Here is a 14,481-nt window from a genome sequence, read left to right on the forward strand (position 1 = left end):
TCGCCCCCGTGGTGCGCGGTTGGGTATCAGCCGATGCCTGTCAGGGGCGGTCGATGCCCTCCCACAGGTCGAGGGCCTGCTGATAGTGGGTGGTGGCCTCGAAGGGAGGGTTGCCGACGCTTTCCGAGGTGGGCCGGTTCGTGACGGCGGGCCACAGCCGGGGCTGCTCGCCGGTGGCGAAGTCGAGCACGATGTCGCGGATACGCTTGTCACGCTCGGCCTGTTCCGCGCTGCGGCCCGGCCGCTCCTGGCCGACCAGCGCGTACATCTCGGTGCCGTGCACGGCGGGCGCGCCCTCGGCGGGCCCGATCAGAAGGAGATGGGCGTTGCCGCCCGCCGCGGTGTGCGCCAGGGCGCCGCGGGCTGCGGGGAGCCCGAAGATGTAGTCCGACAGGAGTGCGGCGCGGACTTCGGCAGGGGTGCGGCCGCCCTGGTCGTAGGCGTCGACGATCTTCTTGGCGCGGGAGCGGGGAATGCGCCACCCGGCGACCTCGTCGACGATGCGGTCGACGGTGTGCGGGTCGAACCGGTCGAGGTCGTTCGCCACCCACCAGCCCATGTCGTCACTGGCCATGCTCAGCAGCACGTCGACATCACGGTGTGCGCCCGAGGCGAGTTCGTCCATGGGGTGGGCGTGCAGCACCGCGCCGGGCTGTCCGGCGTCCAGGACGACGCCGAGGCTCTTGCTGTCCATCCCGCCACGGACTCCGAGGTCCGTCGGGGTGACCTTGTGCAGGGCGGCCACCAAGGAGGCCGTATCAAGGTCGAGCAGCTTCTCCGGGTCGTCCGCGACGCCGAGCTCGGTGACGAACCGGTGGGCGAGTTCCTCGGCCCACCAGGCCGGCTGGAGACGCGAGGGCCCGGCGGAGAAGCCGGCCAGTCGCCGGTACAGGCCGCCTGCGGAGGCGGCGCCGAGCAGCCCGAAGGTGGCATAGGCGCCGCCGCTGTGGCCGTAGACGGTGACGTTGTCGGGGTCGCCACCGAAGTGGGCGATGTTCCGCTTGATCCAGGTCAGTGCGGCGATGACATCCTGCAGACAGAGGTTGCTGGCTTCGGCGAGCCGCCCGCCGTACTGCGACAGCGAGAGCGCACCCAGCGCGCCGAGCCGGTAGTTGACCGACACACCCACCACGCGCCCCGTCGCGGCGAGGCCGGAGGCGTTCGAGGTGATCTGCGTGTTCGCGCCGTACTCGAATCCGCCGCCGTGGATGTACACGGCCACCGGAAGCGCCGTCCCGGCCGGCTGCTCAGGAGCCCAGACGTTCAGGTTCAGACAGTCCTCGCCCATCCCGCTGTCCGCTTCCAGCCAGTCGCCGCTGTCGGGCTGGACAGAGACGACGCCCTTGCGGTCATAGGGACGGTTCGGATCGAAATCCGCGACCACGGGGCGACGGTACCGCTCGGCGGTGGCGTACGGGATTCCCCACCAGGACCGCACCCGGGGTGCAGTCGGGGCCTTGGGAGCGGTGGCGGTCAAGGCATGTCCTTCCAGCGCGATTCGGGTGTTCGCGCGGTGCTTCGGCGGCTGGTTGCTCGCGGTGACGTCTCCCATCGTTTCCAGGGATCCGGCGAAACGCCCGGCGGGTGGCGGTCACCCGATGGTCACCAGGTGACACTTCGGCAACAGGATCTCGGTGCAAGCCATGAGCTTCTCCTGCATGGCCGACGGCCGGATCGTCGGCCAACGGGCCGGCCTGACCTCCCGCAAGAGGTCGGTCTCTTCTTCTTGATCCGGCGTCTTCGCCCGAACAGCGCCCGCTGCGGTGAGAGCTGTACTCCCTAGGGGTGCGGTGTTGCGGCTGCTGAGGCGGTCGAGGGAGATGCGCAGGAGGAGGCGGCACTCCTGGCCCGGACAGCTGTCACCGGTCGTCAGGGCGGCCCGGCCCAGGGAGCTGTTGCACAGAACCAGACCTCGGCGGTGAGATCGGGGCACAGCGGGCCGTCGTTCGTCACGAGCCTCGCCCGGCTCGCGATCGCGGTCGGCCGACGTCCTCCTGTCCACATCCCGCGGTCTCCAGACCCTGGCAGAGACGGCCGCCGCGCTGTCGGGCAAGGTCGTGCTCGACATCGGAGCGTCCGTGACGCACCGTGCGACGGACCCGGGGACTGCTGGTCGGCCTCGTCGAGCCTCGGCGCGTCCCAACTCGGACCTCGAACTCACGAGCAGCGGATTCAGCTCCGTGGGCCAACGCCCTGAATCCACACCTCAGATGAGACGTTTCCGCAGGTCAGAGAGGTGCACAGTGGGGCGGGTGGGACTCGAACCCACGGCCGACGGATTATGAGTCCTTGCGGGTGTTTCGCTCCCGTCCGGGTTCCTTCCCTTACCTTCCTGTTTGTGCAGGTCACAAGGGTGGCGACCGCCGCTTCCTGCTCCGGTCTTCCTGATCGTTACCGGTCCTTCCGTCCACTGCGTGTCCACTACGGGCCCACCATGCAGCCCTCCGCACGGCTACGGTTCCCTCTCGCCTTGCGCAACCGATCCCTCTCCGGCTTCTCCATCTGCCACACGGCGACGACTTTGTGTGGGAAGAGAGACCCGGTGCGGCCCTGTCCGCGAATCTCTGACGACGGCCATGCGGCACCCGCCGAATGCGCCATGCTTGGAGGCCGTACGGCACGGCGCGTCTCGCCCAGCCTGTGGGCGCGAAGCGTGGCGTTTCCCTCAACGAGGTGCACTGATCAGTGAAGTCCGGTAAGTCGACCCTCGCAGCATGGCTCCACCGCCTCAGCGCCGAACACTTGGAGCGGGTACTCGCGGCACGGCCGGACGCCGTGTCCCCGCCGGAGCCCCGCTCGGTGAGCGAACTGGCCGAACGCCTGCAACGCCCGGGCTCGGTCGCGCTCGCGCTGCCCCGGCTCCCGCTGCCCGCCCTGCAGACAGCCGAGGCACTGGCGGCACTGGGTGCGCCGGCCTCTCGGGACGTCCTGGCCGACCTGCTGGACGCGACGGAGGGCCGGGCCGCACGCGGTCTGGAAACGGCGCTCCAGACGCTGTCCACGCATGCGCTGGTCTGGCCGGACCGCGAGGGAGCCCTGTGCATGGCCGCGCCCCTGCGGCAGGCGTGGGACACGCCGCTCGGGCTGGACCAGCCGCTGGCGGCGCTGTCGAAGGACACGACCTCCGAGGAGTTGCGCCGCATGCTCACAGCTCTGGGCGTGCGGCCTCCCGGCACCAAACCGCAGCGCCTCGCGTCGCTCGTGGAGCACCACAGCGACCCGGCACGTGTCGCCGCGGTGGTAGCCCAGGCACCGGCCGACACCCGGAAACTGCTGAAACGCAGGGCGGACCCCGCGTACCGACCCCAGGCATTCGTCCTCTTCGGGAGCCAGCCCGCTTCTGAACCGGGTGCGCGCTGGGCGCTGGAGCGGGGGCTGCTGGTCCAGCATCGATACGGCTACGGCCCCGCACGGATGCCCGCCGAGGTGACGCTCGCGCTGCGCGGACCAGGCTGGCATCCTCCGTTCGACCCCGCGCCGCCCGTCACACCCCTGGTGCCCGTCTCCCCGGCAGAAGTCGACAGTGAGGCGTCCGCCGCGGCCACGGCGTTCGCCGCCCACGGCGCCTCGGTCCTGTCGGTGTGTGCGACGGCTCCGCCCGCCCGGCTGAAGTCCGGCGGCGTCGGAGCACGCGAACTGGCCAGGATCGGCAAGGCAGCACGCTGCGAGGAGACCGTCGTACGTCTCACCCTCGAGACGGCGTACGAAGCCGGTCTCATGGCCCGTGACGGCGACCGGGTCGCGACGACGGACGCCTACGACACCTGGGCCGAGTCGGAGCCCGCGGAGCGACTTCCGGTATTGCTGCACGCCTGGTGGACACTTGGGCTCACCCCGTCGCAGGCCCGCGACAACGACAACAAGGTGCTGCCCGCCCTGGCCGGGACCCCGTCCTGCGCCGGCTGTCTCCAGGCCCGGAAGGGGCTGCTCACCGCCGCTTCCCGGCTTCCGGCCGGGCAAGGCGCGAAGAACGCAGCCGAACTGGGTCCTCTTGCCCACTGGTCACGGCCACTCGCCGAGGTGCTGCCACAGGACGCGATGCCGTTCGCCACCGTGATCCGGGAGGCGGAGGTGCTCGGTGTCCTCGCTCGCGGTGCGCTGTCCCCGATCGGTGCCGCTCTGCTGGCCGACAGCACCGAGGAACTGGCCGCCGCCTGCTTGCTTCCCGCCGCCACCGCGACGGCCCGCTTCGGCAGCGACCTGACCGCTGTCGTCACCGGCACGCCCGCCGCGCGGCTGGTCACGCTGCTGGACTCGGTCGCCGACCGGGAGACCAGCGGCACGGCCTCGCTGTGGCGGTTCAGCCCGGCGAGCGTCCGCCGCGCCCTGGACGCCGGCCATCGCCCGGACTCCATCGAGGCCGACTTGGGTGCCGTCGCCGTGGGCCCGGTGCCCCAGCCCCTGTCCTACCTGATCACGGACACGGCACGCAGCCACGGCCGGATCCGCATCGCCTCGGCCGCCTGCGTCATCCACGGCGAGGAACCCGCCCTCCTCACCGAGATCGCCGCCCACCGCAAACTCTCCAAACTGGGCCTGCGGCACCTTGCCCCGACCGTCCTCGTCAGCCGCACCCCGCTGGAGAAAACCCTCGCCGCACTGCGGACCGAGGGATACGCGCCGGTCGCGGAGACAGCCGACGGAACCGTGCGCGTCGAACGGCCCCGCAGTCCCCGGGCGACCGCGCCGGTACCGCCCCCGCGCAGAGCGGTCAGCAGGCCCAGCACCCCATCCCGCACGACCGCCACCCCGAAGCAGGCCGAGCTGGCCGCGCTGGCCACCCGACTCGCGGTCGCCCCACTGACCCATCCCGCCCCCGACCCCTGCAACGGCATCCTCTTCGCCACCGATACCGAAGAAATCATCGCCGGATACGCGACCCAGATCCCCCACGCCGATGTCCGCCAACTCGCCCACGCCGTCGACAGTGGGACGGCGGTCACCATCGAGTACGTCGCCACCACGGGAAGCCGCACGATCCGCACCATCAGCGGCCTCGACCTCGACCCTCCGTATCTGTATACCTGGTGTCATCTACGCGATGCGGAGCGGGTGTTCACTCTGTCGCGGATCCACGCGGTGATGCCCCCGGCATAACGCCCGGGCGATGGGCCCGACGTGCGAGGCGGCCGCACCCATCCCGGAGGGTCGTCGGCACTCGCGTTCCGGCCGTTCCGCTGGGATACCGAATGAGCGGCACCGTCCGTCGCCGACAGCCTATGGTAGTAACATGTACTACATGGAAACCACTGCCCGCGAGTTCAATCAGAAGTCCTCGCAGATCCTTGCCGCCGCGGCCCGTGGCGAGACCGTCACGGTCACCAAGAACGGCACCCCGGTGGCTCGGGTCGTACCGATAAGCGACACCGACATCCCCCCGTACCCGACCGACCCCATGGGGGACCTCGACCTGCCCGACCTCGGCCTGCCCGATCTCACCGACGACGAGATCGAGGACACGCTCAAGGGGATGGGCGCGTGACGATCATCGCCATCGCCGACACTAACGGCCTGTACCGCCTGCTCGACCCGAACCTCACCGGCCATCAGGAGCACAAGAAGGCACTGGCAGCGACCAGCCACCTGATCATCTCCCCCCTGGTTCTGGCCGAGCTGGACTACCTGATCGCGACACGCGCCGGAGCCCGCAAAGCTCTGGCGGCGGCCCGGTTCATCGAACGCAACGTAGCGACGCGCCGATTCGAGGTGCCGCCTGTCAGCACGCACCTGAGTGCGGCGATCGCGGTCGCAGAGGGGTATGCCGACGCCGACGGCGGCAAAGGCATCGGACTGACCGACGCCATGAACGTCGCCCTGGCCGCCGCCTACCGCACCGACGCCCTGCTCACCACCGACCATCACTTCCGCATGGTCCGCCCCCTGACCGGCCATCCCGCCTTCCGGCTCCTACCCGACGACCTGTAGCCCGCACCGCTGGCGCGACACCCAGCACCAGCCGATCACGTCGGTGCGGCGTGCTCCTGGCACAGCCGCTTCCGTCAGGTCGCGGCGAAGACAGTCGGCCAGCGTGCGACCTCGCCGTTGGTCAGCACGAGCAGGGCGCGCTTCAGCGTGATCCCAAGCCGGGGCAGCGGAGGCCACGCGGGGGCCTCGTGTCCACTCAAACTCGGGTACAGGCAGCAATGACGCCTGCTGCGTGCCGCCTGCCGGCGCGCTCGGTCAGGGCTGTCTACAACGGCGTTGGCCACCGCCCTGCTGTGCCGCCTGGGCGGAGCTGGCATACGTGGTGCCTGCAAGCCAACCGCGTTGCAGGAAGGACCAGATGCCTTCCGGGGTGGAGGTCGGGCGCGCAGGGCGGCACGTAGTACGCGGTAGCCACGTGCGGGGTGGCGCCTCACTCACCCGCGGCTTTCATGGTTCCGCTATGACCGAAGCGGCTTTTGAACTCGGACAACCGACCCGACGATCCTCTTCCTCCTCGAACCGGCCATGCCGCTCTCCGACCAGCTCCACGCCCTCGCGTCCACTGTACGTCCACTGGATCTTGGATCGCAGAGCCACCAGGCGGCCTCCAGTGCACCCGAACGCTCGCGTCACTGCAGGTCAGAGCCCTGCCAAGATCAGACAGGCGATCCCCTGCAGCTTCGGACCGTAAGCCTGAGCAGCGGATTCAGTCCGTTCAGCCCGAGTTGACGTTGCAACACCACAGAAGGGACGTTTCCGCAGGTCAGAAGCCTGCACAAGTGGGGCGGGTGGGACTCGAACCCACGGCCGACGGATTATGAGTCCGCTGCTCTAACCGGCTGAGCTACCGCCCCATAGCGGCGTGTCGCGTACATGTGTGCGCGCCGTCTGCCGCAGCATAGCCGCTCATACGATCTCCTGCTTCGGCTGGGCGGCTGCGCACGGCCTACGTGAGCTTGAGGACTGCGCCGGGTGCCGCGCGGTTCCCGGGACAGCGGATCGGACATGAAAAAGGACCCCTGAGAGGGGTCCTCGTTCATCCTGCTCCCCCGACTGGACTCGAACCAGTAACCTGCCGGTTAACAGCCGGCTGCTCTGCCAATTGAGCTACGGAGGACCGAGCTCCCCGGACTGGACTCGAACCAGTAACCTGCCGGTTAACAGCCGGCTGCTCTGCCAATTGAGCTACCGAGGAAGGTCTCGTATTGCATCGAACGTACCTACCTGGGTATCCGCCAGGGGGCGCGCGTTCGCTGCGACACATACATTAGCGCAAGCAGGGGGGTGCTCCGCCAATCGGTACTCCCCGGCACCGACGCCGCACCGGAGACCTACGCAAGGAAAGGGTGGCCGCCATGCGTTACCGGCTCACGTTCGTCGCCGGAGTCGTCCTGGGTTACGTGCTGGGCACGAGGGCCGGACGCGAGCGCTACGAGCAGCTCAAGAAATCAGCCCGGCAGTTCGCTCAGAACCCCGCCGTCCGCAACACCGCGGAGACGGCGGCCCATCAGGGCCGCGAGTTCGCGGGCAAGGCGTACCACGTGGTGAGCGACAAGGTCGGCGACCGCGTCCCCGACTCGGTGACGGAACGCGTCCGCCACCTCCGCGACCGAGCCACCCACAACGGCGGCGAGGACGACTGGGGCACGAGCAATACCTGATCTTCTTGATGCCGAGCAGCCTCGCGCCCCTGGAAAGGAGCGCGGGGCTGTATCGATGTGCGGCTCCGCCGCGTGGGCGCGACCAGCCACGACGAGCCCGCACCCGAAACCCGGCGACACCCCCCACGGCGTCCACGGCTCCAGCCGGCGCGGCGGTACGGCAGAATTTTGGCCATGGGGATAGTCGCCGGGTTGGACAGTTCACCCGATTTCACTCGTATCGTCGTCTGTGACACGGACTCCGGAGCCGTGCTCAGGCAGGGATATGCGCCGCATCCGGTGGAGAGCCCCGAGGGCGGCGGCCGGCCGTCGGACGTCGATCCGCAGGCCTGGCTGCTCTCGTTGGGCGAGGCCGCGGGCGGAGGGCTGCTGGAGGGCGTGCAGGCGATCGGCGTCTCGGCGCAGCAGAACGCCGTCGTGCCGCTGGACGCGCAGGGCAACACCGTGCGGCCGGCGATGGTCGGCGGCGACAAGCGCACACAGGTCGCCGCGGCCGATCTGGTCGACGCGCTCGGCGGGCGCGAGGCGTGGGCGCAGGCGGTGGGCTGTGTGCCGCAGGCCGCTCAGCCGGTCACCAAGCTGCGCTGGCTGGCCCGGACCGAGCCGGAGAACGCCCAGCGCACCGCGATCCTCCTCCAGGCGCACGACTGGCTGGTGTGGCAGTTGCTGGGCCGGCCGGTGCGGAGAACCACCGACCGGGGCGGGGCGTCCGGCACCGGCTACTGGTCGGCGGCGACCGGCGGCTACCGGCCGGACCTCGTGGAGCTGGCCCTCGGGCACCAGGTGATGCTGCCGGAGGTGATCGGCCCGGCGGACGCCGCCGGTACGACGCCGGAGGGGCTGCTCATCTCCGTGGGCACCGGCGAGACCATGGCGGCGGCGTTCGGTCTGGGCATCGGCCTCGGCGACGCGGTGGTGTCGCTGGGCGCGTCCGGGTCGGTGATGGCCGTACACCCCGAGGCGCTGGTCGACGGGTCCGGGATGATCACCGCGCTCGCGGACGCGACCGGCATGCACCTGCCCGTCGTCACCACGCTGAACGCCGTACGGACGCTGCGCGGGGCCGCCGAGCTGCTGGGGCTGCCCGATCTGGAGAGTCTGTCCGACCTCGCGATGAAGTCGACGCCCGGGTCGCACGGGCTGGTGCTGCTGCCCTATCTGGAGGGTGAGCGGACGCCGAACCTGCCGCACACCGCCGGGACGCTCGCCGGGCTCAGGCGCGAGTCGATGAAGGCGGAGCATCTGGCGCGGGCGGCGTTCGAGGGGATGCTGTGCGGGCTCGCGGACGCGCTGGACGTGCTGCGCGGCCGGGGTGTGGAGGTGCGGCGGGTGTTCCTGCTCGGGTCGGCCGCCGAACTGCCCGCCGTGCAGGCCGCGGCGCCCGCGCTGTTCGGGACGCAGGTCGTGGTGCCGCAGCCCGCCGACTACGCGGCGATCGGCGCCGCCCGTCAGGCGGCCTGGGCGCTCGGGGCATCGCAGGGCACGCTCGACGTGCGGAACCCGCCGGCCTGGCAGGGTGCGGTGGCGCAGGTGCTGGAGCCCGGGGACGAGCTGGCCGTGGGGCAGGCGGTGCGGCAGCAGTTCGTTGCGGTGCGGGAGCAGACGCACCCGGGGGCCTTCTGACGGGTTTGACCGCCTGTTGGGTTAATTCGCTTGAGGTAACGCCGGTGGAGTGTTCGACGATAGGGGCCAGGGGCAACCACTCGCCCCGTCGTCCACTCCGAGAGAAGCAGCGTGCTCATACGACTTCTGCGGACCTGTCTCAGGCCCTACAAGAGACCCATCGCTCTACTGGTGCTGCTGCAGTTCCTGCAGACCTGCGCCACGCTCTACCTGCCCACGCTGAACGCGGACATCATCGACCAGGGTGTCGTGAACGGCGACACCGGCTACATCCTGGGCTACGGCGGCCTGATGATCGGCATCTCGCTGGTCCAGGTCGTGTGCAACATCGGCGCCGTGTACTACGGCGCCCGTACGGCCTCGGCGCTGGGGCGGGACCTGCGGGCGTCCGTGTTCGACCGGGTGCAGTCGTTCTCCGCGCGTGAGGTCGGTCACTTCGGGGCGCCGTCGCTGATCACCCGGACGACGAACGACGTCCAGCAGGTGCAGATGCTGGCGCTGATGACGTTCACGCTGCTGGTGTCGGCACCGATCATGTGCGTGGGCGGCATCGTGCTCGCGCTCGGTCTCGATGTGCCGCTGTCCGGGGTGCTGGTGGCGGTCGTGCCGGTGCTGGGCATCTGCGTGACGCTGATCGTGCGGCGGCTGCGGCCGCTGTTCCGGTCGATGCAGGAGCGGCTGGACTCGGTGAACCGGGTGCTGCGCGAGCAGATCACCGGCAACCGCGTGATCCGCGCCTTCGTCCGGGACGAGTACGAGCAGCAGCGCTTCCGGAAGGCCAACACCGATCTCACCGACTTCGCGCTGGGCACCGGCAACCTGCTCGCGCTGATGTTCCCGATCGTCATGACGGTGGTGAACCTGTCGTCGATCGCCGTGGTGTGGTTCGGCGCGCACCGGATCGACAGCGGCGGGATGCAGATCGGCGACCTGACGGCGTTCCTGGCCTATCTGATGCAGATCGTCATGTCCGTGATGATGGCCACCTTCATGTTCATGATGGTGCCGCGCGCTGAGGTGTGCGCCGAGCGCATCCAGGAGGTGCTGGACACCTCCTCCAGCGTCGTGCCGCCGACGGCGCCGGTGCGGGAGCTGCGCCGGCACGGGCATCTGGAGCTCCGCGGGGCGGGCTTCCGCTATCCGGGTGCCGAGGAGCCGGTGCTGCGGGCCGTGGACCTGGTGGCCCGGCCGGGTGAGACGACCGCCGTCATCGGCTCGACCGGCAGCGGCAAGTCCACGCTGCTCGGGCTGGTCCCGCGGCTGTTCGACGCGACCGAGGGGCAGGTGCTCGTCGACGGTGTCGAGGTGGCGGAGATCGAGCCGAAGCTGCTCGCGAAGACCGTCGGGATGGTGCCGCAGAAGCCGTACCTGTTCGCGGGGACGGTGGCGACCAACCTGCGCTACGGCAATCCGGACGCCACCGACGAGGAGCTGTGGCACGCGCTGGAGGTGGCGCAGGCCAAGGACTTCGTGGAGCGGCTGGAGGGCGGGCTCGACGCGCCGATCGCGCAGGGCGGGACGAATGTCTCGGGTGGTCAGCGCCAACGGCTCGCGATCGCCCGGACGCTGGTGCAGCGGCCCGAGATCTACCTCTTCGACGACTCCTTCTCCGCACTCGACTACGCCACGGACGCCGCCCTGCGGGCCGCGCTGGGGCAGGAGACCGCGGAGGCGACCGTGGTGATCGTCGCGCAGCGGGTGGCGACCATCCGGGACGCCGACCGGATCGTCGTCCTGGACGAGGGCCGGGTCGTCGGCACCGGCCGGCACCACGAGCTGATGGCGGACAACGAGACCTACCGGGAGATCGTGCTCTCCCAGCTGACGGAAGCGGAGGCTGCCTGATGGCGGGGCCCATGGGGCGGATGATGGCCGGGGGCGGCCCCGATTCCCGCTCGCTCGACTTCAAGGGGTCGGGCAAACGGCTCGTCGCCCAGTTCCGGCCGGAGCGGATCACCATCTACGCGCTGCTGCTGTGCGTGGTGCTCAGCGTCGGCCTCAGCGTCGTCGGGCCGAAGATCCTCGGCAAGGCGACCGACCTGGTCTTCGCCGGCATCGTCGGGCGCGGCATGCCGGAGGGGGCGACCAAGGAACAGGTCCTCGACTCGATGCGGCAGCGCGGGGACGGCGACGTCGCCGACATGCTGCGCAGCACCGACTTCACCCCGGGCGAGGGCATCGACTTCACGGCCGTCGGGCATGTGCTGCTGCTGGCGCTGGGCGTGTTCACGGTGGCCGGGCTGCTGATGGCGGTGGCGACGCGGCTGGTGAACCGTGCCGTGAACCGGACCATGTTCCGGATGCGCGAGGACGTCCAGACGAAGCTGTCGCGGCTGCCGCTGTCGTACTTCGACAAGCGCCAGCGCGGTGAGGTGCTGTCCCGGGCGACCAACGACATCGACAACATCGGTCAGACCCTCCAGCAGTCGATGGGGCAGCTCATCAACTCGGTGCTGACCATCATCGGCGTGCTCGCGATGATGTTCTGGGTCTCCTGGATCCTCGCGCTGGTCGCGCTGGTGACCGTGCCGCTGTCGTTCGTCGTGGCCACGCGCGTGGGCAAGCGGTCGCAGCCGCACTTCGTGCAGCAGTGGCGCTCGACGGGCCAGCTGAACGCGCACATCGAGGAGATGTACACGGGCCACACCCTGGTGAAGGTGTTCGGGCGGCAGGAGGAGTCGGCGCAGCAGTTCGCCGAGCAGAACGACGCGCTGTACGAGGCGGGGTTCAAGGCGCAGTTCAACAGCGGGGTCATGCAGCCGCTGATGATGTTCGTGTCGAACCTCAACTACGTGCTGGTCGCGGTGGTCGGCGGACTGCGAGTGGCCTCCGGCACCCTGTCGATCGGCGATGTGCAGGCCTTCATCCAGTACTCGCGGCAGTTCTCGATGCCGCTGACGCAGGTCGCGTCCATGGCGAACCTGGTGCAGTCGGGGGTCGCCTCGGCGGAGCGGGTCTTCGAGCTGCTCGACGCGCAGGAGCAGGGCGCCGACCCGGTGCCGGGCCTGCGGCCCGAGGAACTGCGCGGGCAGGTGGCGCTGGAGCACGTGTCGTTCCGCTACGACCCCGACAAGCCGCTCATCGAGGACCTGTCGCTGAAGGTCGAGCCGGGGCACACGGTCGCCATCGTCGGCCCCACGGGTGCCGGCAAGACGACCCTGGTGAATCTGCTGATGCGGTTCTACGACGTCACCGGCGGGCGCATCACCCTCGACGGCGTCGACATCGCGCGGATGTCCCGGGACGAACTGCGGGCCGGGATCGGCATGGTGCTCCAGGACACCTGGCTGTTCGGCGGCACGATCGCGGAGAACATCGCGTACGGCGCGTCCCGGGAGGTCACCCGCGGGGAGATCGAGGAGGCGGCCCGGGCGGCGCACGCGGACCGGTTCGTCCGGACGCTGCCGGACGGGTACGACACGGTGATCGACGACGAGGGGAGCGGGGTCAGCGCGGGCGAGAAGCAGCTGATCACCATCGCCCGGGCGTTCCTGTCCGACCCGGTGATCCTGGTGCTGGACGAGGCGACGAGCTCGGTCGACACGCGGACCGAGGTGCTCATTCAGAAGGCCATGGCGAAACTCGCCCACGGGCGCACGTCGTTCGTGATCGCGCACCGGTTGTCGACGATCCGGGACGCGGACACGATCCTGGTGATGGAGAACGGGTCGATCGTGGAGCAGGGTGCGCACGAGGAGCTGCTCGCGGCGGGCGGTGCGTATGCGCGGCTGTACCAGGCGCAGTTCGCGCAGGCGGTGGCCGAGGTGGACTGATGCGCGTTCGGGGGCGCCGCATGGTGTCGTGGGGCGGCTGCGGGACCGTTGTGGTTGGTCGCGCAGTTCCCCGCGCCCCTTGGGTACGTGCAGCTGACGCCCTTTCAGGGGCGCGGGGAACTGCGCGAACAACCCCCACCGGCCCGCAGGCGGCATCAGTCCAGATAGCCCCGCAGCTGATCCGCGAAGGCGTGATCCCTCAGCTTGTTGAGGGTCTTCGACTCGATCTGCCGTATCCGTTCCCGCGTCACGCCGAAGATGCGGCCGATCTCCTCCAGGGTGCGGGGGCGGCCGTCCGCAAGGCCGTAGCGGAGTTGGACCACCTTCCGCTCCCGCTCCCCCAGGGTCGACAGGACCGCCTCCAGGTGCTCCCTGAGCAGCAGGAACGCCGCCGACTCCACCGGAGACGTCGCGTCGCCGTCCTCGATCAGGTCGCCGAGGGCGACGTCGTCCTCCTCGCCCACGGGCGCGTGCAGCGACACCGGCTCCTGGGCGAGGCGCAGGACCTCGCTGACCCGCTCCGGCGGCAGCTCCAGGTGGGCCGCGACCTCCTCGGGCGTCGGCTCGTAGCCGCGCTCCTGGAGCATGCGGCGCTGGACGCGGACGACCCGGTTGATGAGCTCCACGACATGGACCGGGACCCTTATCGTGCGGGCCTGGTCGGCCAGGGCGCGGGACATGGCCTGGCGGATCCACCAGGTCGCGTACGTGGAGAACTTGTAGCCGCGGGCGTAGTCGAACTTCTCGACCGCCCTGATCAGGCCGAGGTTGCCCTCCTGGACGAGGTCGAGCATGGTCAGGCCGCGGCCGACGTAGCGTTTGGCGACGGAGACGACCAGGCGCAGGTTCGCCTCGATCAGGCGGCGCTTGGCCATGCGGCCCATGACGACGAGCCGGTCCAGGTCCAGCGCGAGCTGGCTGTCCAGGTCGGGGGCGATCCGCAGCTTCTCCTCCGCGAACAGGCCGGCCTCGACACGTCGGGCGAGTTCGACCTCCTCGGCGGCGGTCAGCAGGGGGATGCGGCCGATCTCCCGCAGGTACTGGCGGAACAGGTCCGAGGAGGGGCTGCCGGACTCGGTACGGGTCGGGGTCGGTACGACGACCTCCGGGGGCTCGGCCGCCTCGACGGCCTCGGCGGGCGGCTCGTCCGGCTCCGGTTCGGATTCGGGGTGGTGCACGGCGCGGCTCTGCGCCGGGACCGCGGACAGGGCGTCGGCCTCCACGTCCGGCGCGGTGCCGTCGGCGCCGGGCGCGGCACCGGCGTCGGTCTGGGTGAGGGTCTGGGTCTGCACGGGGGCGACCTCCAGGATGATCGCTGCCAAGGAGTACGGCAGCGGTACTTCGGGGGCGGAGTCGGCCTCGCCGCTTTCCGTCCCGTACGCGATGAGCGGAACCGCGGGGGTCTGGGACCCGTCGGTGACGGATCGGCCGCGCTCCGAGGACTCAGGCACCGGAACCCAGTGTGGGGTAAGACACATCGTCGCCACGAGGGGCGTGCG

Annotated in this window: 9 protein-coding genes and 3 tRNA genes; 7 read left to right on the forward strand and 5 right to left on the reverse strand. The window is 70.2% G+C overall.

From position 1 onward, the window contains the following. Positions 1-40: 40 nt before the first annotated feature. Complete coding sequence (locus tag QOL88_RS12290) at positions 41-1,477, reverse strand: carboxylesterase family protein (protein WP_097222962.1); 1,437 nt, start codon at positions 1,475-1,477, stop codon at positions 41-43. 1,208 nt (positions 1,478-2,685) lie between these two features. Here QOL88_RS12290 and QOL88_RS12295 point away from each other — a divergent pair. From QOL88_RS12295 to QOL88_RS12305, 3 genes are all read left to right on the forward strand, one after another. Further along, on the forward strand, positions 2,686-5,097 hold the full coding sequence (locus tag QOL88_RS12295) for a helicase-associated domain-containing protein (protein ID WP_097216468.1): 2,412 nt from the start codon (positions 2,686-2,688) through the stop codon (positions 5,095-5,097). Between the two features lie 142 nt (positions 5,098-5,239). Further along, positions 5,240-5,482, forward strand: coding sequence for a type II toxin-antitoxin system Phd/YefM family antitoxin (locus QOL88_RS12300; RefSeq protein ID WP_097222963.1), 243 nt, complete (start codon positions 5,240-5,242; stop codon positions 5,480-5,482). After that, a complete protein-coding gene (locus tag QOL88_RS12305; RefSeq protein WP_048457563.1) occupies positions 5,479-5,925 on the forward strand; it encodes a PIN domain-containing protein in 447 nt (148 codons plus the stop codon). Before QOL88_RS12300 ends, QOL88_RS12305 begins: the two co-directional genes overlap by 4 nt. A 780-nt stretch (positions 5,926-6,705) precedes the next feature. On the opposite strand, the gene QOL88_RS12310 is transcribed toward QOL88_RS12305, so the two are convergent. The 3 genes from QOL88_RS12310 to QOL88_RS12320 form a co-directional block, all read right to left on the reverse strand. Beyond that, a tRNA-Ile gene (locus tag QOL88_RS12310) sits at positions 6,706-6,779 on the reverse strand. A 190-nt stretch (positions 6,780-6,969) separates the two neighbouring features. Next, positions 6,970-7,042, reverse strand: a tRNA-Asn gene (locus QOL88_RS12315). A gap of 5 nt (positions 7,043-7,047) precedes the next feature. Then, positions 7,048-7,120 (reverse strand) — tRNA-Asn (locus tag QOL88_RS12320). Between the two features lie 160 nt (positions 7,121-7,280). On the opposite strand from QOL88_RS12320, the gene QOL88_RS12325 reads away from it, so the two are divergent. From QOL88_RS12325 to QOL88_RS12340, 4 genes are all read left to right on the forward strand, one after another. After that, on the forward strand, positions 7,281-7,586 hold the full coding sequence (locus QOL88_RS12325) for a YtxH domain-containing protein (RefSeq protein ID WP_097216469.1): 306 nt from the start codon (positions 7,281-7,283) through the stop codon (positions 7,584-7,586). Between the two features lie 174 nt (positions 7,587-7,760). Further along, a complete protein-coding gene (locus QOL88_RS12330) occupies positions 7,761-9,209 on the forward strand; it encodes a xylulokinase (RefSeq protein ID WP_097216470.1) in 1,449 nt (482 codons plus the stop codon). 111 nt (positions 9,210-9,320) lie between these two features. Then, the gene (locus tag QOL88_RS12335; RefSeq protein ID WP_097216471.1) at positions 9,321-11,054 is read left to right on the forward strand and encodes an ABC transporter ATP-binding protein; all 1,734 of its coding nucleotides are present in this window, start codon (positions 9,321-9,323) and stop codon (positions 11,052-11,054) included. Continuing rightward, positions 11,054-12,982 (forward strand): ABC transporter ATP-binding protein, encoded by a 1,929-nt coding sequence (locus tag QOL88_RS12340; RefSeq protein WP_097216472.1) that lies wholly within the window; start codon positions 11,054-11,056, stop codon positions 12,980-12,982. Before QOL88_RS12335 ends, QOL88_RS12340 begins: the two co-directional genes overlap by 1 nt. A 155-nt stretch (positions 12,983-13,137) precedes the next feature. Here QOL88_RS12340 and QOL88_RS12345 read toward each other — a convergent pair whose 3' ends face one another. Then, positions 13,138-14,433 carry an RNA polymerase sigma factor gene (locus QOL88_RS12345; RefSeq protein ID WP_097216473.1) on the reverse strand — a complete coding sequence of 432 codons (1,296 nt, stop codon included), beginning with the start codon at positions 14,431-14,433 and terminating at the stop codon, positions 13,138-13,140. Positions 14,434-14,481 lie beyond the last annotated feature (48 nt).

Origin of the sequence: Streptomyces sp. Ag82_O1-12 (genome assembly GCF_900182715.1) — a bacterium.
GTDB classification, from domain to species: Bacteria; Actinomycetota; Actinomycetes; order Streptomycetales; family Streptomycetaceae; genus Streptomyces; species Streptomyces massasporeus.